Genomic DNA, 23470 nt, shown 5'->3' with positions numbered 1-23470 from the left:
TGCCCCCCTGACAGGGGTTTTTGCGCCCCTGACCGGGGTCGGGACGATAAAATTCGGGCAGGTGCCAAACCTGCCCTTTTTTATGGATTTTTGTGACAGCCATTGCCTCATTTCTGAAATCTGATACAAACGGATAACCTGGCGGTTGAATGGAGCGACCGCCACCTAGTCAGAGAGAACCCTATGCAGCCGTTTTTTGCCCAGCGCTTCGAGAAGGTCGAGCCTTCCTTTATCCGCGAAATCCTCAAAGTTGCCGCCAATCCGGAGATCATCTCCTTCGCCGGCGGCCTGCCCAACCCCCATCTGTTCCCGGTCAAGGCCATCGAGCAAGCGTGCCAGGACGTGCTGCGCGAGCAGGGAGCCGCCGCGCTGCAATACGCCACCACCGAGGGCTTTGCCCCGCTGCGCCAGTTCATCGCCGACCGCTACCTGAGCCGCCACGGCATGGCCGTCAATCCTGACAACATCCTCATCACCAGCGGCTCCCAGCAGGCGCTGGATCTGCTGGGCAAGGTGCTGGTGAACGAGGGGCAGGATCTCATCATCGAAGAGCCGGGCTACCTTGGCGCCATCCAGGCGTTCTCCGTCTATCAACCGAATTTCAAGCCCATCACCCTGGCGGAAGAGGGGCTGGATCTGGCCGCGCTGGATGCGCTGCTGGAGCAGGGCTCCAGCGCCAGGCTGCTCTACGGCGTGCCCAACTTCCAGAACCCGAGCGGTGTATCCTACAGCCGCGCCAACCGGGAAGCCCTGGCGGAGCGCCTGGTGCGCCACGATCTGCTGATGGTGGAAGACGACCCCTATGGCGAGCTGCGCTTCGAGGGAGAACACCTCCCTCCCATCGCCAAGCTGGCCCCCCACAACACCGTGCTGCTCGGGTCCTTCTCCAAGACGGTGGTGCCCGCCTTCCGCCTGGGCTGGATGGTGGTGCCGGACTGGCTGCGCAAGAAGGTCACCATCGCCAAGCAGGCCACCGACCTGCACAGCAACGCCTTCAGCCAGCAGGTGCTGCACCGCTTCCTGACCGACAACTCCCTCGACGCTCACCTGGAGAAGATCAAGGAGGTCTATGGTCGCCAGCGTGCCGCCATGGAAGCCGCCCTCGCCCGCCACTGTCCGCCCGGCGTCAGCTACACCCGTCCCGAAGGGGGCATGTTCCTCTGGCTGACCCTGCCGCCCAGCGTCAGTGCCATGGCCCTGTTCGACGAGGCCATCAAGGAGAAGGTGGCCTTCGTGCCCGGCGCCCCCTTCTATGTGCGCCCCGAGATCCAGAACACCCTGCGCCTGAGCTTCTCCTGTGTGGATGAGGCGACCACGGAAGAGGGTGTTCAGCGTCTGTGCCGCGCCCTGGCACGCATGCTCTGAGCCATCCGGCCATAAAAAAACCAGCGACCCGGTCGCTGGTTTTTTTTGCCTCGCGCTTTCCCCTCAGCGCCCCTGCCCTGCCAGCTGGCTGACAAACTCCTTCATGGGCATGGGCCTGCCAAACAGGTAGCCCTGCAGGAAGGTCACCTCGCGGGCCTTCAGATAGTCGGCCTGCACCTGATTCTCCACCCCTTCCGCCACCAGTTGCAGACCGAGCCGGGTCGCCAGGTCGATGACGTTCTCCACGATGTGGCTGGAGAGCGCGTCCGACCCAATCATGCCGACGAAGCTCTGATCGATCTTGAGGAAGTCGACCTGGAAGGTCTGCAGGTAGGTCAGGCTGGAGTGGCCGGTGCCGAAATCGTCGATGGCGATGAAGACCCCGAGGGCATGCAGCTCGGCAAAGAGCCGGTCCGTCGTCTCGTCCGCCACGATGAGCTCGCGCTCGGTCAGCTCCAGCACCAGCTTGATGGGATTTCCCTTGAAGGCGTTGATGAAATCCCGGCAATCCTCCACCAGGCTCAGATCCTTGCAGTGGCTGGCGCTGATGTTGAAGCCGAAGTGGAACCCTCGCGGCAGATGGTGCGCCTTGCCCGCAAACTGTTCGCGCACCTGCGCCATCAACAGCCGGGTCATGGGCACGATGAGGCCACTGTCCTCTGCCAGAGGAATGAAGCGATCCGGCGAGATCATCCCCTGACGGGGGTGTTGCCAGCGCATCAGCACCTCGCAACCGCTCCATTGGCCGTCCTCCCCGTTCACCACGGGTTGCAGATAGGGGATGAACTCCTGCTGGGAGAGTGCCCGTTTCAGCTCCTGGGCCGGCGAGGTCGAACGGCCCATCAGCCAGAAGACCGCCACCCCGAGCAGCAGGCTCAGCAGAGGATAAATAATGACGCCCACCTTGGAGTAGTCCCAGATGTGGGCACGGTACTCATCCACCGACACCGTGGTCACTACCTTGAACGGGTACCTGGTCGAGACCTGTTCTAGATAGCCATTGCGATCCTTGGGGATCAGCTTGTCGGTGAGTTCGCTGTTTCGCAGCAGCATCTCGTTGCCGACCACCAGCCCCAGTGGGGAGTTGCGGCTCAGCATGTCCAGGATGTTGAGCAGGTAGTAGCCGTCGACCCCCACCAGCACGCTGAACTCGCCCACCTCTTCCCGGTAGGCGATGAGGGGGCGATTCGGGGTGACCGGGTTGCCCTTCATCAGGTCGAGCCTGCCCCCGACATAGTCATCCAGTTTGATGCCGCCATCGACCGGGCCATAGAGAGAAGAGCAGTAGATCCGATCCCCCCTGGCCAGGTTGACGCTGCGCACATCCGGCACCGTGGCCACCTGATCCCTGAGCCCCTGCACCACCGCGAGACAGGGCCTGCCCAGGCTGCCGGTGAGGGCCGACGCCGCCAACTGGGCATTGTCCAGAGTGCGGTCGAACATGACCCTGGCATGTTCCAGGCGCGCCACCGCATCCTGTTTCACGCCGGTGGCGGTCTGCCAGATGACGATGACGAGCCCAAGGAGCATGGGCAACAGACCGGCCAGCAAGGCACAGAGCAGCCGGACATAGAATTGACGCACCTTCAAACGTCGAAATGGCATAACCGCCCTCATGAACATGGCGAAAAAGCGCTCGAGTTTACCCGCTGACGCCCGTTTGGCAAGCCGGAATGAGCCCCTGATGCCGCCGCGCCACGGCGCACCCCGTGATCGCAAAGCCCGGCAACCCCCTGGACAAAGGGGGCGGCGTCTTGGGAGACAAAAATCATAATGCTCATAAAAACAGGAGCTTGTCCATCGGGCACCCAGGCTCTAGAGTAGACCCTAGAGCGTCAGGGAGGCAGGACATGAAGATACTGATCACGGGGGGCACGGGGTTTATCGGCCGCCGTCTGGTGGCACACCTCAAGGTGGCGCACGAAGTAGTCGTGCTGACCCGTCAGGGCAGCCGGGCCTACGAGCTGCTCGGCCACGATGTCACCCTGCTGGATAGCCTGGACAGGCTGGATCACCTCAATGACGTGGACATCGTCATCAACCTGGCCGGCGAACCCATCTCCGCCGGACGCTGGAGCGAGTCCCGCAAGCAGTTGCTCTGCAACAGCCGCTGGCTGCTGACCGAACAGCTGGTGGATCTCGTCAAACTCTCCAGCACGCCCCCCACATTGCTGCTCAATGCCTCCGCCATCGGCTGGTATGGCCGCCAGGATGACGCCCCTCTGGATGAAACATGCCAGAACCCTCACGACGAATTCACCCACCGTCTCTGTCAGCAGTGGGAGCAGCTTGCCCAGCAGGCCCGCTCGGCCCAGACCCGGGTCTGCATCCTGCGCATCGGCCTGGTACTCGGCATGGAGGGGGGCGCCTTGCCCAGGATGCTGCCCCCTTACCGCCTCGGCCTCGGCGGCCCCATGAGCAGCGGCACCCAGATGATGAGCTGGATCCACGTGCAGGATCTGGTGCGGGCCATGCTGTTTCTCATCGAGCACGGCGAGTGTGACGGCATCTTCAACGGCACGGCCCCGCAACCGGTCAGCAATCGCCGGTTCAGCGAGACCCTGGCCGCCACGCTCCATCGCCCGCACCTCTTCTTCGTACCGGCCCCCCTCCTGCGACTCCTGATGGGAGAGGCGGCGGATCTGCTGCTCACCGGACAGCACGTGCTGCCCGCCCGCTTGCAGCAGGCCGGTTTTCACTTCAGCTTCCCGGCTCTGCCCGGCGCTCTGGACAATCTGCTGCACTCACCCCGTTGACCCAATGACACATCCCGACCGAGGTCGGGATGTGTCGAGCCATCAGAGCAGCCCCTGCCCCAGTCCCCTGAGCCGGTCGCTCAGGGTACCCGCCAGCAGTTGGCGGCGCATGCCCTGTCCGGCCAAGGTCACCAGCACGGCCCCAAGCAGGGGGAGTGCAGCCCAGATGGCCCAGTGGAACTGCCACTGCGCCCCCTCCCACCACCACTGCAGACCGAAGGAGCAGAGCTCCACCACCATGGCAGCGCAGAGCCCTGCCAGGGCACCGCTCGCCACCAGCTCCCAGCGCAGCATCTTCTCGAGCAGGGCGCTCCCCGCCCCCAAGGTGCGCATCAGCAGCAGCTCCCGGCGCCGATGGGCCATGCCGGCCTGGGTCTGGGTCAGCAGCACCAGCAGGGCAGCCACCGTCACCAGCCCGAGCATCAGCCCCAGGGCGCGGCTCACCTGATCGGAGACCAGAGTGAGGCGGCCTATCAGATCCTCCACATCGATGAGGCTCACCGTGGGGTGGCGGCGGATGAGTTCCACCTCTGCCCCTCGCCCCTCAGGCGGCAGACGATAGCTGCCGAGCCAGGTCTGGGAGAAGGGTGCCAGCACGTCCGGCGAGAAGATCATGTAGAAGTTCGGCCTCATGTTGTCCCACTTGATGGACCTCAGGCTGGTCACCCTGGCCTCGAACGCCCGCCCCTCTATGGTGAAGCCGAGCACGTCTCCGAGCGCGATGCCGAGCCGTCCCGCCAGTGCCTCGTCGACAGAGACCTCCCCCTTGCCGGCCAGCCATTGACCGGCCGTGACCTTGTTGTCGGCGGGCAGGGCCGATGTGGTGGTGAAGTTGAGCTCTCTGTCCACCCCCTCCCGCGCCGCATCCTCCCCCACCGCCTCACCAGCGATACGGGTCAGGCGCCCGCGCACCATGGGGTAGAAGTCCGAGGTGATGGCCCCGGCCTGGTGCAGATCGGCCAGGATCCCTTCCCGCTCGCTGTCCGCCACATTGACCAGGAAGCGGTTCGGGGCGTCGGCAGGCAACCGGGTGGAAAAATCCTCCAGCAGATCGACCCGCGCCGCCCACAGCAGCCCGAACAGCATCAGGGCCAGGGCGAAGCCCGCCAGCTGGAACAGACCACTACCCCGCTCCCGGGAGAGGTGATTGATGGCCAGGCGCAGGGCATGGGGCCCCTTGAGCCGACTACCAAGGCGCAGCAGCACGGAGGCGAGCAGGGCCAGCAGCGCCATCAACACCCCCATGCCGCCGATGAGCCCGCAGGCCAGCCTGATGTCGGCGGTAAAGCCCCACACCAGGGCAAACAGCCCGATGAGCCCCACGGGCACCGTCAGCCAGGGAGGGATCCCCGCCTCCAGCTCCCGGCGCAGCACCCGCAGCGGCGGTACCTTGAGCAGCCTCAGGAAGGGGACGAACGCCAGCATCAGGGTGATGAAGAAGGCGACCGCGAGGCCCAGGGCGAAGGGTCGCCAGGAGGGGGGCGGCAGATCCGCAGGCAGCAGATCCCCCAGCAGGTTCAGGGTCAGCCACTGCATGGCGCTGCCCGCCACCAGCCCCATCAGGGCCCCCACCAGGGTCAGGGAGAACAGCAGGGTGCCCATCAGTTGCCACAGGGTGCGCCGCGAGGCCCCCAGGGTCTTGAGCAGGGCCACCATGTTGGTCTGGCGCTCGGCGAAATGGCGCACCGCTATCCCCATGGCCAGGGCGCCGAGCAGCACGCCGGCAAGGGATGCCAGACGGAAGAAGCGCTCGGCATTGCCCAGGGATTTCCCCACCTGGGTACCCTGATCGTCGGGTTTGACGAGCTTTTGCCCGGCGCTCAGCCTGGGGTTGAGCCAGGCCTCATAGCGGGCGATGGCGTCACGGGGCCCCTTGACGAGATAGCGCCACTGCTGGCGACTGCCCGGCAGCAGGGCCCCGGTCGCCTCGATATCGGCGCTGTGGATCAAGGCCCTTGGTGCCATCTGGAAGGGGCTGAACCCCTGATCCGGCTCCTGGCCCAGCTCCCCTGCCACCGTCAGCCGGGTGTTGCCGACCTCGAGTACCTCCCCCACCTTGGCGCCGAGCAGCTGCATCACCCTGGCGGAGAGCCAGATCTCGCCGGGCGCCGGGGCGCGCTGGGGAGTGAGCTCCAGCTTGCCGTAGAAGGGAAAATCCCCGGGCACGGCGCGGATGGAGGCCAGTTGCAGGGTATCGCCGTGAAACAGCATGCTGTTGAAGCTGACCGTGGTCTGCACGGCCAGCCCCTCCTGATGCGCCTGCGCCAGCCACTCTGCCGGTGCCGGCGTCGCGGAGCGCAGCACCCTGTCCCCTCCGATGAAATCCCGCCCGGAGGCCTTGAGCCCCGCATCCAGCCGATCCGCCACCAGAGCCACGCTGAGCACGCAGGCGACGCTCAGCGCCAGCGCCAGCACAAACCAGCGCAGCTCCCCGCTGAACCCTTCCCGGCGCAGCAGCTTCAATCCCAGTCGCCACTGACTCATGACGCCTCCCTCACCGTCCATGCTGCTGCCAGCGATCCCCTGGTGCAGCTCTGTCTCCAATGACTCATGACAGCTCTCCCACCCTGGCCGCCATGACAGCCTGTGCCTCCAGCCGCCCGGCTGACATCACCAGCTGCCGCTGGCAGCGCTGGGCCAGTTCATGGTCATGAGTCACCACCACCAGGGTGGTGTTGTGCTCGCGGTTGAGACGAAACAGCAGTTCGATCACCGTCTCCCCTGTCTTGCTGTCGAGGTTGCCGGTAGGCTCGTCCGCCAGCAGCAGGCTGGGGCGGGTCATGAAGGCACGGGCAATGGCGACCCGCTGCTGCTCGCCGCCAGAGAGGCGCGGCGGCAGGTGGTGCAACCGCTCTCCCAGACCGACCTGGGCCAGCAGCTCCCGGGCACGGGGCTCGCTGTCGGTCTCCCCCCGCAGCTCGGCCGGCAACATGACGTTTTCCAGGGCGCTCAGGGTGGGCAGCAGCAGGAACGACTGGAACACGAACCCCACCTGCTCGGCCCGTAGCCTGGCGCGTCCCTCCTCGTCCAGCCGGGTGAGGGAGTGGCCGAGGATCTCTATTTCGCCGCTGCTCGGCAGATCGAGACCGGCCAGCAAACCGAGCAGGGTGGACTTGCCGGAACCGGACGCACCGACCAGCGCCAGCGTCTCGCCAGTATTGACTTGCAGATCGATCCCTTCAAGGATGGTGAGGCTTTCCTGACCGAGGCGAACGGTTTTACCGAGCCCCCTGACGGCGATAATGGGCGTTGAACTCATCTTGGGTATCCTGTTTGCCTGAACCTGTAATGACAATAGAACGTGGGAGTTGACTGCATGATGCGTCTCTTGTTTGCCGTGAGTTGCCTGTGCTGCTGGGCAGCGTCCGTCCAGGCCCAGACCCTGCTGGTACTGGGCGACAGCCTGAGTGCCGGCTACCAGATGCAGGCCGAACAGAGCTGGCCTGCCCTGCTCAATGAAAAGTGGCAGCAGCAGGGGGGAGAACACACCCTCATCAATGCCAGCATCAGCGGTGAAACGACCCAGGGCGGCCTGGCCCGCCTGCCCGCTCTGCTCGAAACCCACAAACCGGACTGGGTGTTGATCGAACTCGGCGCCAACGACGGGCTGCGGGGCTTTGCTCCCGCCATCACCCGGGCCAACCTGACCAAGATGATCGAGCTCACCCGGGCGCACCAGGCGAAGACGGTGCTGACCCAGATCCTGCTGCCCCGCAACTATGGGGCGCGCTATCTGCAACAGTTCGAGCAGATCTTCCCGGATCTTGCGAAGGCCAACGACCTGCCGCTGATGCCCTTCTTTCTGGATGATATTGTGCTGCGCCCTGAACTCATGATGAACGATGGACTGCACCCGACGGCCGCCGCCCAGCCCCGGATCCGCGACAAGGTCGCCCGCTTTGTCGAGCCTCTGCTGACACAATAGCCCGGTGGCCGGGCCCATGGCCCTTCCCCTTGCCCAGCAAAAAGCCCCCGCATGGCGGGGGCTTTTTCATCGTTCGGCGTGCCGGGTTCAACGGCCCAGGATCTGCCGCATCCGCTGCTGGGCCACGTCCACCAGCAAGTCGGGCTGGAATTTGGAGATGAAGCGATCACACCCCACCTTCTTGACCATGGCCTCGTTGAAGTTGCCGCTCAGGGAAGTATTGAGGGTGATGAAGAGATCGGACATGCGCGGATCGCTGCGCACCTCGTGAGTCAGGCGATAACCATCCATCTCCGGCATCTCGGCATCCGTGATCATCAGCATGATCTCGTCGGTCACCTTCTTGCCCGCATCGCACCACCCCTTGAGCAGCTTGAGGGCCTGCAAGCCGTCCTGACACTCGATGACCTCGAGCCCGAGCTGGGCGAGGGTCTCGCGCACCTGGTTGCGGGCCGTGCTGGAGTCATCGACGATGAGCACCCGGCGTCCCTGCATCTGGGGCAGGATCTCCTCGTCCAGCACCTCGGACGAGATGCGCACGTCATAGGTGATGATCTCCGCCAGCACCTTCTCCACGTCGATGATCTCGACGATCTGGTCGACACCCCCTTCCGGGATGCGGGTGATGGCGGTGAGGTAGTTGGCACGACCCGCCGAACGGGGCGGCGGCAGTATGTCCTTCCAGGTCATGTTGACGATGTGGGCCACCTGCCCCACCAGGAACCCCTGAATGGTGCGGTTGTACTCGGTGATGATGAGGTTGGACTCCTGATCGATGGCCATGGGACGCATCCCGATGGCACCGCGCAGGTTGATGACGGGGATGGAGACGCCGCGAATGTTGGCGACGCCGCTGATGTTGTGGTGGGACCCCGGCATCTTGTTCAGATGGGGCAGCTTGACCACTTCCCGCACCTTGAAGACGTTGATCGCAAACAGTTGCTGGGCACCCAAACGGAACATCAGCAGTTCCAGGCGATTCTCCCCTACAAGCTGGGTACGTTGATCCACTGAATCCAATATGCTCGCCATATAACGCCCTTACGTCCATTTCCCGAAATTGCCCCGCACCGGAGCTGCGACATGCCAACCAGCCCCGCTTTCCCTGTCGGGACAACGCAAGCCTATATAGAAATAATGAAAAGCGTCGAGGAAAGATAGGATCTTGACCACGGGGCGTGATCATCGCCCCATCACTGCCTCATGGCAAGCACAGCCACGCACCGGCCCCGACAACAAGGGTATCGACCACACGGGGCCATTGCTGAACCCCGGCGTGCCGCTCTTGTCATCCAGCGCGGTCAGCCAGCAACAAAAAGACCGGCCACATGGGCCGGTCCTGGGATGTGCAGTGCGTCCGGGACGACTTAGAAGTTGTACTGCAGGGCCACGGCGACGATGTCGTCGGTGGACTTGTTCAGGCTGTTCTTGCCGGTGGAACCTACTTCGTCCAGCAGGTTGATCTTGTAGTCCACGTAGGCATTGAAGTTGTCGGTGAAGTTGTACCAGGCACCCACGGAGACATATTCGGTCGCGGTGTCATCGATGCCGTGAGCGCTGTCCTTCACGTCGGTACGCAGGTAGGCCAGGGAGGGCTTGAACTTCGGCGTGATGTTGTACTGCACGACCGCTTCGTAGCCATCCATCTTCTCGGCGTAACCGCGCATGGAGCCGGTGTCCACGAAGAGGTGATCTTCACCGTGGGAGTAGGTGGCGGCCATGTAGAGGTTGCCGACGGCATACTTGGCGCCCACCCCGAACAGCTTGGCGTCGTTGTCGCCGCCGAAGCTCACGTTCTCGGCCTGTTCGTCGGTCTTGCCAGCCTGGTTGTAGGCGGCACCCAGGCTCAGGCCCATGTTGAAGTCATAGTTGGCAGAGAGGGCATAACCCTCGGAAGAACCTTTCGGGCTCCAGGTGCTGTTCGGGCCGACGCGCTCGCTGCGGCTCGCGTTCTGCGGGTCGTTGTTGCCGGTGAACTGGGCACCCAGGGTCAGCCCCTGCCAGTTGTACATGTACTGGGCCAGGCCGTTGGTACGACCGGTGCCGAACACCTCGGTGTCCTTGCCCAGACCATCACCACCCCACTCCGGCAGCACGTCGGTGTAGTTGTTCACCGCCTTGGTAAACAGACCGTCCTGGCGGCCGTAGCTGAAGGCACCGAAGCGATCGTGCTTGATGCCCGCATAGGCGTAACGCAGCTCGTCGTTGTCAGAACCGGAGACCGGCAGGTTGTACTCGGCGAAGCCGAACGCGGTCAGATCCTCGTCAACCTTGGTTTCACCTGCGATGTGCAGACGCAGGTAGCTGGCATCGCCTTCGGTGGCATTGTCATCGGTGCCGTAGTACATGCCGTTGACGCGGCCGCCGATGTCCAGTTTGGTACCATTCTGATCGTAAACGTTGGCGGCCTGTGCACCACCGGCCAGCAGCAGGCTGGAGATGGCCATCGTCAATGCTGTCTTTTTCATTGTTCTTTCCTCAGGTGTAAGCACTCTCTGTCAGACCAGAGTTCGGTCGTGATGATCGGTTGATGTGCCGATGGCCTAAGGTAGATCCGGAAACCTTGATGGGAACTGAAGCGGCGAACGATTAATTATAAAAGCATCAATTCGAGCTAACGCCGCGACATATAGTGTCACATGAAATGACAGCGGCAGAATTTATGACCATTAAAATCATTTTTGCAACACAAGCGATCTGAAAAATTTGATGAATGCAGTTTAATCTTTCAGAAAAGCGAGAAGCTGGGAGCCCTGCCGGGCGACACGGACTCCCCGCTTATATTCCCCGCCTCGTCAGACCGGCTGCCAGCCGCGCATGACTCTCAGCAGGTCCTTCCAGCTCACTATGCCCACCAGGGCGCCGTTTTCCAGCACAGGCAGACAGGAGATCTGGTGCTCCAGCATGAGGCCGGCGGCCTCTTTCAGGGAGCGTTCGGGGGAGACGGTGATGGGTTCACGGCTCATGATCTGGTGGGCGCGCCGGTTGAGGGTCTCGGTGTCCCGGTTCATCTCGGCATCCGTGTCCAGATAGGGGCTGATGGCACGCAGCAGATCCCGGTCCGAGATGACCCCCACCAACTCCTCCTCTTCCACCACCAGGAGGTGGCGGAAATGGGCCTGCTCGAAGATCTCCTTGATGACGCTCAGCCTGTCATCCATGGAAACGGTCGCGACCCGGGTCGTCATGATCTCTTTAATCAACATGGTCAGCCTCCTGCCCCCCAGATGTCTCTGTTATGACACGTTTTTCCGGCGGCAGCCACCCCCCCCGCCCTCAAGTGCAAATTTGTGTCATTTCACGTAAGATCCGCGCCAGTTTCTCTCCTTCAATCGAGCCAAGCAGACCCATCCATGATAGTTGCCAGTCAAATCGAACTGATCCGCGGCGGCCGCACGCTGCTGGACAACGCGTCCGCCACCATACACCCCGGCCACAAGGTGGGCCTGGTGGGCAAGAACGGCTGTGGCAAGTCCACCTTCTTTGCGCTGGTGCGGGGCGAGCTGGCCATCGACAACGGCAGCTTCAGCCTGCCCGCCGGCTGGCAGATTGCCGGCGTGGCCCAGGAGACCCCGGCGCTGGACTGCTCCGCCCTGGAGTACGTGATCGACGGCGACAAGGAGTTCCGCGCCCTGGAGGGCGAGCTCGCCCGGGCCGAGGCGGATGACAACGGTCTGCTGGTGGCCGAGCTGCACGGCAAGCTCGATACCATAGGTGCCTACAGCATTCGCGCCCGCGCCGCCGAGCTGCTGCACGGTCTGGGTTTTGGCGGCGATCAGCTCGACTCGCCGGTCAGAAGCTTCTCCGGTGGCTGGCGCATGCGCCTGAACCTGGCCCAGGCGCTGCTCTGCCGCTCCGATCTGCTGCTGCTGGATGAACCGACCAACCACCTGGATCTGGACGCCGTCATCTGGCTGGAGAAGTGGCTCAAGGGCTATCAGGGCACGCTGGTGCTCATTTCTCACGACCGCGACTTCCTCGATTCCGTGGTGAATCGCATCATTCATATCGAGAACGGCAAGCTCAACGAATACAGCGGCGGCTACTCCGACTTCGAACTGCAACGGGCCGAGCACCTGGCCCAGCAGCAGTCCATGTACGAGAAGCAGCAGCGGGAGATGGCCCACATGCAATCCTATGTGGACCGCTTCCGCTACAAGGCCTCCAAGGCCCGTCAGGCCCAGAGCCGCTTGAAGGCCATGGAGCGGATGGAGAAGATCCTGCCCGCTCACGCCGACTCCGAGTTCAGCTTCGAGTTTCGCGAGCCCTCCGCTCTGCCGACCCCGCTCATCGCCATGGAGAACCTCAGCGCCGGTTACGGCGACAAGGTGATCCTGGAGAAGATCAAGCTCAACCTGGTGCCGGGGTCGCGCATCGGCCTGCTCGGTCGCAACGGCGCGGGCAAGTCCACCTTCATCAAGATGCTGTCGGGCTCCAACCCGCCCCTCTCCGGCAAGCTGGAGGTGAGCGCCGGGGTGAGTATCGGCTACTTCGCCCAGCATCAACTCGAGACCCTGCGCCTCGATGACAGCCCCCTCGATCACCTGGTGCGCCTGGCCCCGGACAAGACCGAGCAGGAGCTTCGCAACTACCTCGGCAGCTTCGGTTTTCACGGCGACAAGGTACTCGACAAGGTAGCCCCCTTCTCCGGCGGTGAGAAAGCGCGGCTGGTGCTGGCCCTCATCACCTGGCAAAAGCCCAACCTGCTGCTGCTGGATGAACCGACCAACCACCTGGATCTGGAGATGCGCCACGCCCTGACCATGGCCCTGCAAGGGTTCGAGGGGGCCATGGTGGTGGTCTCTCACGACCGTCACCTGCTGCGCACCACCACGGATGACTTCTATCTGGTCCACGGCGGCCGGGTCGAGCCCTTCGACGGGGATCTCGACGACTACCACAAGTGGCTCGGCGAGCAGGAGAAAGAGGCCAATGCCAAGCCGGCAGATGGCACCGTCTCCGCCAACTCGGCGGTGGCGCGCAAGGATCAGAAGCGCCTTGAGGCCCAGTTCCGGCAAGCAACCCGGCCGCTGCGCCAGAAGCTGGAGAAGCTCGAGGCCAGCATGGAGAAGCTGCAGGCCAAGCTGGCCGCGGTGGAAGAGCAGCTGGCCGATCCCGCCATCTATGAAGAGAGTGCCAAGGGCAAGCTCTCCGAGCTGCTCAAGTCCCAGGGCCCCCTCAAGGAAGAGCTGGAGCACGTCGAGCTGGAGTGGATGAGCCTCTCCGAGGAGCTGGAAACCATGGAGCAGGCCTTCTTTGCGTGATGAAGCCTTGATGGCCAGCGAGCGGGTCAGCCCCGACGCCCTGCCCACCCCTTCCGAGTTCTGGACATGGAGCACAGGCGCCTATGGCCAGCGCAGCCAGGACTGGCTCCACGTGCAAAGCATGGGGGGCAACGTCAACCTGGCGCTCCTGCTGTACCACCTCGACCTGCTCCGGATCCCGGTCGACCTCACGGACTTGCAACCGGCCCTGGTACAGACCGAGGCGGTGCTGCTCCCCTGGCGCACCCTGCGCCAGCAGGCCAAGTCACGGGTGGGGGCCGAGGAGTACCAGACCATGCTGGCCCACGAACTGGAGCTGGAGCGGCTGCAACAGGGGGTTTTGCTGCAGACCCTGCGCACCCTCGCCCTGTTTCGCGGCGACAGCCGCAACCTGTTTCACTATCTATCGTTACTGGGTGCCCAGCAGGGCCCCCTCAGAGATCTCATATGCTGAGCTACCGCCACGCCTTTCACGCCGGCAACCACGCCGACGTGCTCAAACACGCCGTCCAGGCCCTGATCATCGAGTCCCTCAAGAAGAAGGAGAAACCCTTCATCGTGCTGGACACCCATGCCGGTGGCGGTCTCTACGACCTGCGCGGCGACTGGTCCCAGAAGAAAGCGGAATACGCCGACGGGATCAAACGCCTGTGGGATGAGCGGGCCCAGTGGTCTGCCATGGCCCCCTATCTGGGTGTCATCGAGGAGATGAACAGCGATGGTCAACTGCACTACTACCCCGGCTCGCCGGAGCTGTCACGCCGCCTCATCCGCGATCAGGACAAGCTTGCGCTGATGGAGCTGCACAACAACGAGGTGGAGGATCTTCGCGCCAACATGGGGTACGACCCCCGCGTCGCCGTCCACCATCGCGACGGCTTCGAAGGGCTGGTCGCCCTGCTGCCCCCCACCCCGCGCCGCGGCCTGGTGCTCATCGACCCGCCTTATGAGCTCAAGGAAGATTACTTCGCCGTGGTCGATACCCTTAAAAAAGCGCAAAAGCGCTGGGCCACCGGCATCTACGCCCTCTGGTATCCCATCCTCGGGCAAGAGGCGGACAAGTCCCGCGACATGCTCAAAGCGATCAAGCGCGAGAACTTCGGCAACGTCCTGGTAGCGGAGCTGGAAGTGGCCGGCCAAACTGCCGATTGGGGCATGAACGGCTCCGGCATGCTCATCGTCAGCCCCCCCTGGATGCTGGACGAGCAGATCGAGGCCTTCTTGAAACCCTTGTGCGCCAAGCTGGCGCAAGGCGCCGGCGCCCAGTACAGGGTGGAGTGGCTGAGCAAGGCCGAGGCCTGATCCTCGGAACCACAGAAAATGAAAAAGGGCCTGTCACAGCAGGCCCTTTTTCATTGGGGCTCATTACCCGGCACGTTCACGCTGGCCAGCTGCTCGGGCAGGCGGCTCGCCAACCAGTCGATGGCCATTCTGGTCTTGAGCGGCAAGTGCGGGCTGTGGGGCCAGAGGGCATTGATGGGATAGCGCCGACCCGGCAACCGGGCCAGCAGCTCGCGCAGCTCGCCCCGCTCGAGGTGGGACCGCACCAGCCAGGTCGGCAGCCAGGCGAGACCAAAGCCCGCGATGGCCGCCTGGGTGATGGCGTTGAGATCGTCCATCTGCAACCGCCCTCTGGGCTGGACCTCGCGCCATGTCTCGGCCTCCTGCCACCACCACGACAGCACCCGCCCCTGGCGCAGATAGGCGATGCACTCGTGCTCCGGTAACTCGGCCAGGGTCACAGGTTCCCCTCGCTCGGCCAGATAGGCGGGCGAGGCGCAGAGCGTCATGCCGTGCTCCCCGAGCCTGCGCGCCGCCAGATCCAGGCTGTCCGGCGGCTCTGCGTTGCGGATCACCAGATCCATCCCCTCCTCCACCAGATCCACCTTGCGGTCGCTGAACGACAGCTCCAGGGCCAGCCCGGGATGCGCCTTCGCCAGCGCCAGCAAAATGGGGGCCACGCACTGCTGGCCGAACAGCACCGGCATGGAGACCTTCAATCTGCCGTTGAGGGTGAGCTTGTTGCTGGCCAGCGCCGTTTCCCCAAGACGCACCTCCTCCAGCGCCCGCAGGCAGTGGCGATAGAAGAGCGCCCCCTCCTCGGTCAGGCTCTGGCTGCGGGTAGTGCGATGAAACAGTTGCACGCCGAGACGCAGCTCCAGCCGCGCCACCCCCTTGCCCACCGCCGAGCGGGTGAGGTGAAGCCGCTCCGCCGCCTGGGCGAAGCTGCCCGCCTCCACCACGGTGGCGAAGAGATCGATGCCGTTGAGCGTGTTTGCCATCTATTGCATACCTTTTGGAACCAATATGGCGAAATACTATCAGCACTGCGGAAAAAAATGACTGGTAAGCTCCCTTCATTCTTCACACGTTTCAGATGGAGTTCCCCTCATGAGCCAGATCCTGCTGCTGCAATCCAGCCTCAACGGCCCCGCATCCCGCACCAACCAGTTGATGGAGCGCTTCCTGCAAACACGCCGGGAGCAGGGCCATCAGGACCAGGTGGTGGTGCGCGACCTGACCGCCCTCGACTTGCCCGTCCTCGACAGCCCGTTGTTTCACGCCCTGCGCGGGGCTGAACCGGCCAATGAGGCCATCCGGCAGGCGGTGGCGCTGTCGGATCGGCTGATTGCCGAACTCAAGGCCGCCGACCTGCTGCTGATCGGCGCCCCCATGTACAACCTCAACGTGCCGACCCCCCTCAAGAACTGGTTCGATCTGGTGGCACGGGCCGGGGTGACTTTCCGTTACACCGACACCTACCCCATGGGGCTGGTGGAGGGGGTCAACGCCCTGGTGTTCAGCAGCCGCGGCGGCGTGCATCAGGGACAGACGACAGATGCGGTCACCCCGTACCTCAAGTCCGTGCTCGGCCTGATGGGTATCCCGGTGGACTTCGTCTACGCAGAGGGGATGGATCTGCGCCCCCACGGGGCGGAGCAGGGAATGCGCGAAGCCCATGCTCGGATCGCTGGCCTCGGCAGGTAGGGCCATCACCCGATCTTGCCCCTTCCAACCAGCCACCTGCTGCGCGGGACATTCCAAGTAAAAAAGCCCCGCAAGGGGCTTTTCTATAACTGCGGCAGTAGCGGGAGAGACTAGGCTTGCCTGGCATCGGCGCCTGCGGGCATGTCCCGCCAGAGCGCCAGAATGAGCAGCGCCAGCAGGGCAAAGGGCGGCACCAGGCAGAGCAGCACGCACAGGAAGGTGACGAGCCCCGGGTGGCGGCTCTTGCGCCGGGCCAGTCGCCATGCCACCACGCCGACGACGATCATCAGCAGCAGCATGAAGAGAACAAACAGGTTGGAGTTAATGGTCATGAAAGCTCCTTTTTCATGGAAAAGGCACACTCTAGCGCCGTTGCGGTCCCGGGCAACTCCCAATCTGGTGGGGCCTCCACCGGTCGATAGGCATTTTCTATTTCGCCGATAGATGAGAATGGTTTTCATTTAATGGGATTCTGGGTGATACTGCCTTCATCGCCAGAGGAGACACCACCATGAAAAAGACCATCAGCTTCGCCATCCTGCACTTTTGTGTCGCCTTCACCGTGGCTTACCTGCTGACCGGCGAACTGCTCACCGCCAGCCTGATCGCCCTCATCGAGCCCGCCGTGAACACGGTCGCCTTCTACTTCCACGACCTTGGCTGGCACAAGCTCAAGCCCGATCACAGCCTGCAGGCCAAGACCAGCAGCTTCGCCCTGGTCCACTTCTCGGTGGCCTTCGGTGTCGCCTACCTGCTGAGTGGCGAGCTGCTCACCGGCGGCGTGATGGCACTGATCGAACCTGCCATCAACACCGTCGTCTTCTTCTTCCACGAGCGGCTGTGGCGCAGCCGCCAGACCTTCGCGCTGGCCGGCGTCTGATTGCCATGCAGGGCCGCCCGGCACCCAAAAACACGGGGTGCTCCTGCCTACTTCGGGTGTAAAGTGTGCTCTGATCACGGGGCATCATGCCCCCTGTTGGAGCCCTGTCGATGAACAAGATCTTGCTTGGAACCCTGCTGTTTTCCCCTCTGCTGGCCACGGCGGCCACCCCGTCCTTCGAGTGCGCCAAGGCGAAAGGCGCCGCCGAAACCCTCATCTGCAAGGATGCCGGACTGGCTGCGCTGGATAACGAGCTGTCAGCCCTCTATCCCAAGGCGATTGCCGGGTTCTCCCCCGAGCAGCAGAAGAGCGAGCGCGCCATCCAGCGCGGCTGGATCAAGGGGCGCAACGACTGCTGGAAGGCGGGCGACCTGCGCCAGTGCGTGGAAGAGAGCTACCAGTTGCGGATCACCGAGTTGCAGATAAAAGGCGGCCAACTGAGGGTGCCGACGCCGATTGATTACCAGTGCGGCAAGAGCCTCACCCTCTCCACCTACTTCTACAACGAGGCCAAGCGGCCCGCCGCCATGATCAACCTGAGCGAGGGTAACAACCAGCAGCAGGTGCTCGCCTATGAGACCCCCAGCGCCAGCGGCGCCCGGTACGAGGGGCAAAATCTCACCCTCTGGACCAAGGGGAGCGACGCCATGCTGGAGCGCTACGGTCAGCCCACCCTCAACTGCAGCGAGATCCCGGGCAACTGATCCTCCGCCCGGCCAGAGGCCGGGCAACCACTCCCGTACAGGCAGCAAGTGGGTCACCAGTTGGTGGCCGCTCGCCCCCTTTTACCTATCCCCAGCCCCCTCTCGCCAATCCAGCCCGGACGCCAGGCTTTCGGGCTGGCCTCCATTTGTTGATCTTGCCCGGCAATTCGCCATTTCCTCCTTTCCCTTCGCTCGCGGGCCGTTAATATAGCCAATTGGCAACACACGCCTCGTCGGAGTCTCCCATGAGCCATGCCAACCACGCCCTTTTGGTCAATCGCAGCAAGCTGGAAGCTGACATTCAGGGCGGTAGCGTCGCCAAAGGGCACAACCGGCAAGAGGTAAATGACTGATTCAACCATGTCGAGTGGAGTGAATGTATGGAAACGCACACACTGCATCGGGGTCGGCTGATCGACCATCTCCAACTGGTGGTGAAAGACCTGACCGACAGCGAGCGCTTTTACAGGGCCATACTGGCCACCCTCGATGTGCCAATCGGCGGCGCGGGTGAGGGTTACTTCTGGGCTGACGAGCTGTTTGTCACATCCATCGACAGCCCGGCAGCGCTCGGCGCACTGACCGGTCGCCATCACCTCGCCTTCCAGGCGCAGGACCGCGCCACAGTCGATCGCTTCTATCAGGCAGCGCTGGCCCATGGCGGCCAGGATAACGGCGCCCCCGGCGAGCGGGTCTATCACCCCGGCTATTACGCCGCCTTTGTCCTCGATCCGGACGGCAATAACATCGAAGCGGTCTATCACGGCGAGGCAAAGCGCAGTGCAGAATCGGTGGAAATTCGCTTTTAGAAATAAGGTGGAGCGCCAGTGATGCGAACATCACTTTGGCACAGCAAGGTAACTACTCCTTGCTCAACATAGTGATGCCCTAATTTTCTTATTGCTGTATTTTTACAGTGATAAAGGTAAAGCCAAGAAAGGAATTAATGTCAGCACGGAGAGGCACAGCGTCAAATTGGTAACATGATGCTCTTAATCAAATATTCTGCAAGGGTAATAAAATCAGTACCGAGTCATAAGGAAAGAGTGATAATCAGTTTATTAAAATCGTCTTTCCAGTCACTATTAACAACTGTTTTGAGAGCATATTTTAATGAAAGCATGGGAACGAAGATTAAAAGACTTATCTCATATCCTTGTAAGCTGTGAGAAGACATATTTCGAACCAGAGTTGTTTAGAATGAATTTGAACCAGTTCTTACAAACGGCTAGAACCATCACATTTATTATACAAAAAAACAAAAATGATATTCCAAACTTCACTAATTGGTACGACGATGCAGTAATTAAAACATGGAAAAATGATGATCTTATGCATTGGGCCAAAAACTCAAGAAACAAGATTGAAAAAGAAGGTGATTTGGAATTATATAGCAAATTAACTACCACCTTATTTTTTGTATATGATGAAAAACATGACATTCATTTAGAGTGCGGTAGAAATGAACTAATAAATTATAATGTTAAGAAATTAATACGTCTTGCACAAAAAAAACTTCCTACAGGATTTATAGATTCAGCTTCGATAAAAATTGAGCGTCGCTGGGTTACAAGTGAACTTCCTGAATGGGAACTTCTTAACGCAGTAATTTATATCTATGGCAAGATACATACTTGTTGCGTTAGTTTATCCCAACACTTAAATAGTAACTTTGATGATAGCATTCCCTCCCCATCTCAATTTACCTCCTCACGAATCAATACGGTTAAGACTAACTACGTAAAATTATCTGACTTGCATTTATCTTCAATAAAAATATCAACTTTAAATATAAATCACGAGATAAAACCACCTGAAGATTTCATAAACATATTTAGAGGCACTGAAAAACCAAACTCTTTAAAAAATCTTGTAGATTTTCACGGTGAGTTAGCAAAATCGTTATTTAATAATAGCGGCTACCATATAACTGTAATTTTCTTTTATGATGATGATTTCAATTTGATTCATACTTTGTCAACAAAATTCAATGATCAAGCAGACAAAATAATATTTTGGCGACAAGTGGCAGAGTTAATACCTCAATTCAACATTCATAGAATAATTTTTGTTTCTGAAGCATGGAATAGAATGCCAAGTCACGACCTAATAACCCCCATAAAAAACATGCCGATAATTGGGGAATCACTTAACATTGTTGGTTTAGATCTAAGCAAAGACTGTATCATTAAAATTTATGACATAATAAAAAATGATGAAAGAACATTTATAAATGAAAGAGTCTCAGAGGCAGAAAAAATAAAAAACAACTTACCTAATTATTTTACCCCTATCATCACTATGTTTGATAAATTGTCAGAAATGAAAAATAAAGCGCACAAAAACTAGCCTAATGTTCGAATAGCGAAGCGTATTCAAGCAATCATAAATAACCACCACCGTATAAGCAAGGATCAAGAAATCCCCTTGGGGAGCCCATATCGGCCACCTTGCGGCCATGTCTGGTTCGCAGGGGCCACAATAAGCTGGATTTATGGGTTTTCCGATAATGACCAAACATTTTCATATAGTGACGATCACCAGTCCATTTACGCCCGTTATGGCCCCATCAGGGGTCAGCGCGGCCATTTCCCGCCTCGGCCGGACGGGCGCAAGGCCCTCCCATTCGATGGGGCAACGCCATATCCAGAGCGCAGTCGGCGCAATACACTGCTCCTGCGCCGTGCCAGGGACGCGGCGATGCCGTCACAGAACCATACCCCTATCCTCCCGCACTGCGCCAACAGCGCGCCCCTCCCCCATGGGGATTCTCTCCCGCCAGCCACTGACCTATAGTGAGCCCCTACTCGAACAACCTTTGCGAGCAGCACCATGTATATCGGCGAATTTGCCCGGCTGGCGGGCACCACCCCAAAGGCAATCCGTCTCTACGAGCAGCTCGGGCTGCTGCCCGAGCCCAGGCGGCGCGGCAAGTATCGCGTCTACCGGGCCGAGGATCTGGAGTGGGTCGGCTTTATTCGCGAGGCCCAGCGGCTTGGCTGCAAGCTCGGGGAGCTGGTTCCCCTGCTCGCGGGCGTCACCAGCCTCGACCACTTCCCCTGGCAGAAGGTGGAGCAGCTTATCGCGGACAAGCTGGCGCAGATCGAGGCGGAGGTCGCCAGGCTGCAACGCCAGCATCAGGGCTTGAGCCAGTGCGCCACGCTGCTGGCGCAGCACCCCTGCCGCTATGGCGCCCCGGCGCTGCAATCCCCCGACGGGCGGGATCATCCCGCCGCCGCGGATCGGGGACAAAAGGTGGCTTGACTCTGTCCCATGGGACAAGGGGTGTAATGGGGGCTCACTTCAAGGAGCCATACCATGACCCCCAACCTGCTTGTTCTCAACGGCAACCCCAAACCCGACAGCCTCTGCCACGCCCTCGCCCGAGAGTATGCCCGCAGTGCCGAGCAAGGGGGCGCGCGCGTCACCCTGCATCACGTGGGGGAGCTCGCCTTCGCGCCGGATCTTCACCATGGCTATGACGAGGTGCAACCCCTCGAACCGGATCTGCAGGCGGTGCAGCAGAGCCTGACGCAAGCCCACCATCTGGTGATCGTCGCCCCCGTCTGGTGGGGCCACCTGCCAGCCCGGCTCAAGGGGCTGCTGGATCGCACCCTGCTGCCGGGTTTCGCCTTTCGCTACCAGCCGGGGAAGGCGTACCCGGAGCAGTTGCTCGCCGGCAAGACGGCGCGCCTGCTGCTCACCATGGACAGCCCCCCCTGGTATTACCGCTGGTGGCAGGGAGCCCCCCTGGAGCGCACCCTGGACAAGCCGGTGCTGGGGCTGTGCGGTATCCGGCTGACCCACCGCCAGCATCTGGGGCCCGTCCACACCTCGGATGAGGGGGCCCGCCAGCGCTGGCTCAGCCAGGCCGGGGCCGCCGCCCGCCAGGATGTGCAGCGGCTGGGCAGGCGCCCCGCCTAATCCCTGCCATGGGCATGTTTTGCCCATTAAAAAAGCCCCGCAGTTGCGGGGCTTTTGTCGTCGAGGCGGGGGTTATTTTGCCGCGATGGCGTCTGCCATGGGGCTCTGGAACTCCTGCTCGGCTTCTGCGAAGCGATCCTGCATGGCCTTGGAGGGGGCCTTGTCCAGCAGGCTGAACAGCACGATGGCCAGGGTGGCAAACAGGAAGCCCGGGATGATTTCGTACAGACCCAGCCAGCCGAACTGCTTCCAGATGATGACGGTCAGGGCACCGACCAGCATGCCAGCCAGGGCGCCGTTGCGGGTCATGCGGGACCAGAGCACGGAGAGCAGCACCACGGGGCCGAAGGCGGCACCGAAACCGGCCCAGGCGTAGCTCACCAGCCCCAGCACCCGGTTTTCCGGGTTGGTGGCGACGGCGATGGCCACCAGGGCGATCAGCAGCACCATGGCGCGGCCGACCCACACCAGCTCTTTCTGGGAGGCGTTCTTGCGCAGGAAGGGCTTGTAGAGATCCTCGGTGATGGCGCTGGAGCAGACCAGCAGCTGGCAACTGAGGGTACTCATGACCGCCGCCAGGATGGCGGAGAGCAGCACGCCGGCAATCCAGGGGTTGAACAGGATCTTGGAGAGCTCGATGAAGACGCGCTCCGGGTTGGCGGTCACGCCACCCGCCTGCTCGGTGAAGGTGGAGAAGTAGGCCAGGCCGAAGAAACCGATGGCCACGGCACCGCCCAGGCAGAGCACCATCCAGGTCATGCTGATGCGACGGGCGCTGGCCATGGAGTGGTGGGAGTCCGCCGCCATGAAGCGCGCCAGGATGTGGGGCTGACCGAAGTAGCCCAGGCCCCAGGCCATCAGGGAGATGATGGCGATGAAGTCCAGGTTCTTGAACATGTCGAGGTTGCTGGCGTTCTGCGCCGCCACCTGCACCATGGCGGTGTCGATGCCGCCCACGGCGATGATGACGAACACCGGAGTCAGGATGAGGGCGAAGATCATCAGGGTCGCCTGCACGGTGTCGGTCCAGCTTACCGCGAGGAAGCCGCCGAAGAAGGTGTAGGTGATGGTGGCCGCGGCACCGATCCAGAGGGCGGTGTCATAGCTCATGCCGAAGGTGCTCTCGAACAGGCGGGCACCGGCCACCACGCCGGAGGCGCAGTAGATGGTGAAGAACAGCAGGATCACCAGGGCGGAGAGGATGCGCAGCACCCGGCTCTTGTCTTCGAAGCGGTAGGTGAAGTAGTCCGGCAGGGTCAGGGCGTTGCGGTTCTTCTCGGTGTGAACCCGCAGCCGACCGGCCACCCAGCGCCAGTTGAAGTAGGCGCCGATGATGAGGCCGATGGCGATCCAGCTCTCGGAGATGCCGCCGATGAAGACGGCGCCAGGCAGGCCCATCAGGAGCCAGCCACTCATGTCGGAGGCACCGGCGGAGAGGGCGGTCACCCAGCTCCCCATGCGGCGGCCGCCGAGAATGTAGTCGTCAAAGTTACGGGTGGCGCGATAGGCGATAAAGCCGATCAACACCATCCCGAGGATGTACACCAGAAAGGTGATGAGCATGGGGGTGCTAGCTGTCATTCAAAACTCCGTTATGTGACGTCTGTGCCCGTTCTTGCGACGGACTCTTCCTTAAAAAAACCGGCCTAGAGTAATCAGCAGAT

General features: G+C 61.5%; 22 protein-coding genes. 13 read left to right on the top strand and 9 right to left on the bottom strand.

What is annotated here, in order from left to right:
- Positions 1-183: 183 nt before the first annotated feature.
- Positions 184-1365, top strand: coding sequence for a PLP-dependent aminotransferase family protein (locus tag AB7E19_RS12055; protein WP_041215746.1), 1182 nt, complete (start codon positions 184-186; stop codon positions 1363-1365).
- A 63-nt stretch (positions 1366-1428) separates the two neighbouring features.
- Here the strand turns inward: AB7E19_RS12055 and AB7E19_RS12050 are convergent, their stop codons facing one another.
- Positions 1429-2970 (bottom strand): cyclic diguanylate phosphodiesterase, encoded by a 1542-nt coding sequence (locus AB7E19_RS12050; RefSeq protein WP_319859042.1) that lies wholly within the window; start codon positions 2968-2970, stop codon positions 1429-1431.
- 245 nt (positions 2971-3215) lie between these two features.
- Here AB7E19_RS12050 and AB7E19_RS12045 point away from each other — a divergent pair, with 245 nt between their 5' ends.
- A complete protein-coding gene (locus tag AB7E19_RS12045; protein ID WP_322131719.1) occupies positions 3216-4121 on the top strand; it encodes a TIGR01777 family oxidoreductase in 906 nt (301 codons plus the stop codon).
- Between the two features lie 42 nt (positions 4122-4163).
- On the opposite strand, the gene AB7E19_RS12040 is transcribed toward AB7E19_RS12045, so the two are convergent.
- Together AB7E19_RS12040 and AB7E19_RS12035 are read right to left on the bottom strand one after the other, a co-directional pair.
- The gene (locus AB7E19_RS12040) at positions 4164-6605 is read right to left on the bottom strand and encodes an ABC transporter permease (RefSeq protein ID WP_128313976.1); all 2442 of its coding nucleotides are present in this window, start codon (positions 6603-6605) and stop codon (positions 4164-4166) included.
- Between the two features lie 64 nt (positions 6606-6669).
- Positions 6670-7380, bottom strand: coding sequence for an ABC transporter ATP-binding protein (locus tag AB7E19_RS12035; RefSeq protein WP_042016058.1), 711 nt, complete (start codon positions 7378-7380; stop codon positions 6670-6672).
- 57 nt (positions 7381-7437) lie between these two features.
- Between AB7E19_RS12035 and AB7E19_RS12030 the strand changes: the two genes are divergently transcribed.
- On the top strand, positions 7438-8046 hold the full coding sequence (locus AB7E19_RS12030) for an arylesterase (RefSeq protein ID WP_039040186.1): 609 nt from the start codon (positions 7438-7440) through the stop codon (positions 8044-8046).
- 87 nt (positions 8047-8133) lie between these two features.
- Here the strand turns inward: AB7E19_RS12030 and AB7E19_RS12025 are convergent, their stop codons facing one another.
- The 3 genes from AB7E19_RS12025 to AB7E19_RS12015 form a co-directional block, all read right to left on the bottom strand.
- Complete coding sequence (locus AB7E19_RS12025; protein WP_041212426.1) at positions 8134-9078, bottom strand: chemotaxis protein CheV; 945 nt, start codon at positions 9076-9078, stop codon at positions 8134-8136.
- A gap of 335 nt (positions 9079-9413) precedes the next feature.
- On the bottom strand, positions 9414-10514 hold the full coding sequence (locus AB7E19_RS12020; RefSeq protein WP_039040188.1) for a porin: 1101 nt from the start codon (positions 10512-10514) through the stop codon (positions 9414-9416).
- 327 nt (positions 10515-10841) lie between these two features.
- Positions 10842-11252 carry a CBS domain-containing protein gene (locus tag AB7E19_RS12015; RefSeq protein WP_010675511.1) on the bottom strand — a complete coding sequence of 137 codons (411 nt, stop codon included), beginning with the start codon at positions 11250-11252 and terminating at the stop codon, positions 10842-10844.
- A gap of 147 nt (positions 11253-11399) precedes the next feature.
- Here AB7E19_RS12015 and AB7E19_RS12010 point away from each other — a divergent pair, with 147 nt between their 5' ends.
- Genes AB7E19_RS12010 through AB7E19_RS12000 form a run of 3 tightly spaced genes read left to right on the top strand, consistent with a single transcriptional unit; the run spans position 11400 to position 14612 of the window.
- Positions 11400-13310 carry an ABC transporter ATP-binding protein gene (locus AB7E19_RS12010; RefSeq protein WP_239052993.1) on the top strand — a complete coding sequence of 637 codons (1911 nt, stop codon included), beginning with the start codon at positions 11400-11402 and terminating at the stop codon, positions 13308-13310.
- A complete protein-coding gene (locus tag AB7E19_RS12005; protein WP_160839292.1) occupies positions 13303-13764 on the top strand; it encodes a DUF2390 domain-containing protein in 462 nt (153 codons plus the stop codon). The genes AB7E19_RS12010 and AB7E19_RS12005 overlap by 8 nt, the downstream gene beginning before the upstream one ends.
- Positions 13758-14612, top strand: coding sequence for a 23S rRNA (adenine(2030)-N(6))-methyltransferase RlmJ (locus AB7E19_RS12000; protein WP_103243658.1), 855 nt, complete (start codon positions 13758-13760; stop codon positions 14610-14612). Before AB7E19_RS12005 ends, AB7E19_RS12000 begins: the two co-directional genes overlap by 7 nt.
- Before the next feature lie 50 nt (positions 14613-14662).
- On the opposite strand, the gene AB7E19_RS11995 is transcribed toward AB7E19_RS12000, so the two are convergent.
- On the bottom strand, positions 14663-15592 hold the full coding sequence (locus tag AB7E19_RS11995; RefSeq protein ID WP_427935428.1) for a LysR family transcriptional regulator: 930 nt from the start codon (positions 15590-15592) through the stop codon (positions 14663-14665).
- A 109-nt stretch (positions 15593-15701) separates the two neighbouring features.
- Here AB7E19_RS11995 and AB7E19_RS11990 point away from each other — a divergent pair, with 109 nt between their 5' ends.
- On the top strand, positions 15702-16298 hold the full coding sequence (locus AB7E19_RS11990; RefSeq protein ID WP_210538530.1) for an FMN-dependent NADH-azoreductase: 597 nt from the start codon (positions 15702-15704) through the stop codon (positions 16296-16298).
- Positions 16299-16408: 110 nt separating this feature from the next.
- Here AB7E19_RS11990 and AB7E19_RS11985 read toward each other — a convergent pair whose 3' ends face one another.
- A complete protein-coding gene (locus AB7E19_RS11985) occupies positions 16409-16630 on the bottom strand; it encodes a hypothetical protein (RefSeq protein ID WP_039040192.1) in 222 nt (73 codons plus the stop codon).
- Between the two features lie 179 nt (positions 16631-16809).
- Between AB7E19_RS11985 and AB7E19_RS11980 the strand changes: the two genes are divergently transcribed.
- The 6 genes from AB7E19_RS11980 to AB7E19_RS11955 all read left to right on the top strand — a co-directional run bounded on the left by AB7E19_RS11980 (position 16810) and on the right by AB7E19_RS11955 (position 21806).
- A complete protein-coding gene (locus AB7E19_RS11980) occupies positions 16810-17178 on the top strand; it encodes a DUF2061 domain-containing protein (RefSeq protein ID WP_427935425.1) in 369 nt (122 codons plus the stop codon).
- Positions 17179-17288: 110 nt separating this feature from the next.
- A complete protein-coding gene (locus tag AB7E19_RS11975) occupies positions 17289-17882 on the top strand; it encodes an MliC family protein (RefSeq protein WP_408777449.1) in 594 nt (197 codons plus the stop codon).
- Positions 17883-18262: 380 nt separating this feature from the next.
- A complete protein-coding gene (locus AB7E19_RS11970; protein WP_427935423.1) occupies positions 18263-18691 on the top strand; it encodes a VOC family protein in 429 nt (142 codons plus the stop codon).
- A 304-nt stretch (positions 18692-18995) separates the two neighbouring features.
- Positions 18996-20231 (top strand): hypothetical protein, encoded by a 1236-nt coding sequence (locus AB7E19_RS11965; protein WP_427935421.1) that lies wholly within the window; start codon positions 18996-18998, stop codon positions 20229-20231.
- A gap of 483 nt (positions 20232-20714) precedes the next feature.
- A complete protein-coding gene (locus AB7E19_RS11960; RefSeq protein WP_128296722.1) occupies positions 20715-21146 on the top strand; it encodes a MerR family transcriptional regulator in 432 nt (143 codons plus the stop codon).
- A 54-nt stretch (positions 21147-21200) separates the two neighbouring features.
- Entirely contained in the window at positions 21201-21806 is a 606-nt protein-coding gene (locus tag AB7E19_RS11955; RefSeq protein ID WP_427935419.1) for an NAD(P)H-dependent oxidoreductase, read from the top strand.
- A gap of 72 nt (positions 21807-21878) precedes the next feature.
- On the opposite strand, the gene putP is transcribed toward AB7E19_RS11955, so the two are convergent.
- Positions 21879-23387 (bottom strand): sodium/proline symporter PutP, encoded by a 1509-nt coding sequence (putP, locus tag AB7E19_RS11950; protein ID WP_045525661.1) that lies wholly within the window; start codon positions 23385-23387, stop codon positions 21879-21881.
- Positions 23388-23470: the final 83 nt, after the last annotated feature.

This window comes from Aeromonas sp. (genome assembly GCF_050252055.1).
GTDB classification, from domain to species: Bacteria; Pseudomonadota; Gammaproteobacteria; order Enterobacterales; family Aeromonadaceae; genus Aeromonas; species Aeromonas caviae.
Note: the sequence above shows the minus strand (reverse complement) of the source record. Positions and strands in the feature narration are given on the sequence as shown.

What these genes read in the sequence shown, in the direction of transcription:
- AB7E19_RS12000 (WP_103243658.1), top strand. Translation starts at nt 13,758, where the DNA reads ATGCTGAGCTACCGCCACGCCTTTCACGCCGGCAACCACGCCGACGTG.
- AB7E19_RS12030 (WP_039040186.1), top strand. Translation starts at nt 7,438, where the DNA reads ATGATGCGTCTCTTGTTTGCCGTGAGTTGCCTGTGCTGCTGGGCAGCG.
- putP (WP_045525661.1), bottom strand. Translation starts at nt 23,387, where the DNA reads ATGACAGCTAGCACCCCCATGCTCATCACCTTTCTGGTGTACATCCTC.
- AB7E19_RS11965 (WP_427935421.1), top strand. Translation starts at nt 18,996, where the DNA reads ATGAAAGCATGGGAACGAAGATTAAAAGACTTATCTCATATCCTTGTA.
- AB7E19_RS11990 (WP_210538530.1), top strand. Translation starts at nt 15,702, where the DNA reads ATGAGCCAGATCCTGCTGCTGCAATCCAGCCTCAACGGCCCCGCATCC.
- AB7E19_RS12010 (WP_239052993.1), top strand. Translation starts at nt 11,400, where the DNA reads ATGATAGTTGCCAGTCAAATCGAACTGATCCGCGGCGGCCGCACGCTG.
- AB7E19_RS12035 (WP_042016058.1), bottom strand. Translation starts at nt 7,380, where the DNA reads ATGAGTTCAACGCCCATTATCGCCGTCAGGGGGCTCGGTAAAACCGTT.
- AB7E19_RS12015 (WP_010675511.1), bottom strand. Translation starts at nt 11,252, where the DNA reads ATGTTGATTAAAGAGATCATGACGACCCGGGTCGCGACCGTTTCCATG.
- AB7E19_RS12020 (WP_039040188.1), bottom strand. Translation starts at nt 10,514, where the DNA reads ATGAAAAAGACAGCATTGACGATGGCCATCTCCAGCCTGCTGCTGGCC.
- AB7E19_RS12040 (WP_128313976.1), bottom strand. Translation starts at nt 6,605, where the DNA reads ATGAGTCAGTGGCGACTGGGATTGAAGCTGCTGCGCCGGGAAGGGTTC.
- AB7E19_RS12050 (WP_319859042.1), bottom strand. Translation starts at nt 2,970, where the DNA reads ATGCCATTTCGACGTTTGAAGGTGCGTCAATTCTATGTCCGGCTGCTC.
- AB7E19_RS11975 (WP_408777449.1), top strand. Translation starts at nt 17,289, where the DNA reads ATGAACAAGATCTTGCTTGGAACCCTGCTGTTTTCCCCTCTGCTGGCC.
- AB7E19_RS11970 (WP_427935423.1), top strand. Translation starts at nt 18,263, where the DNA reads ATGGAAACGCACACACTGCATCGGGGTCGGCTGATCGACCATCTCCAA.
- AB7E19_RS11980 (WP_427935425.1), top strand. Translation starts at nt 16,810, where the DNA reads ATGAAAAAGACCATCAGCTTCGCCATCCTGCACTTTTGTGTCGCCTTC.
- AB7E19_RS12055 (WP_041215746.1), top strand. Translation starts at nt 184, where the DNA reads ATGCAGCCGTTTTTTGCCCAGCGCTTCGAGAAGGTCGAGCCTTCCTTT.
- AB7E19_RS12025 (WP_041212426.1), bottom strand. Translation starts at nt 9,078, where the DNA reads ATGGCGAGCATATTGGATTCAGTGGATCAACGTACCCAGCTTGTAGGG.
- AB7E19_RS11985 (WP_039040192.1), bottom strand. Translation starts at nt 16,630, where the DNA reads ATGACCATTAACTCCAACCTGTTTGTTCTCTTCATGCTGCTGCTGATG.
- AB7E19_RS12045 (WP_322131719.1), top strand. Translation starts at nt 3,216, where the DNA reads ATGAAGATACTGATCACGGGGGGCACGGGGTTTATCGGCCGCCGTCTG.
- AB7E19_RS11960 (WP_128296722.1), top strand. Translation starts at nt 20,715, where the DNA reads ATGTATATCGGCGAATTTGCCCGGCTGGCGGGCACCACCCCAAAGGCA.
- AB7E19_RS11955 (WP_427935419.1), top strand. Translation starts at nt 21,201, where the DNA reads ATGACCCCCAACCTGCTTGTTCTCAACGGCAACCCCAAACCCGACAGC.
- AB7E19_RS11995 (WP_427935428.1), bottom strand. Translation starts at nt 15,592, where the DNA reads ATGGCAAACACGCTCAACGGCATCGATCTCTTCGCCACCGTGGTGGAG.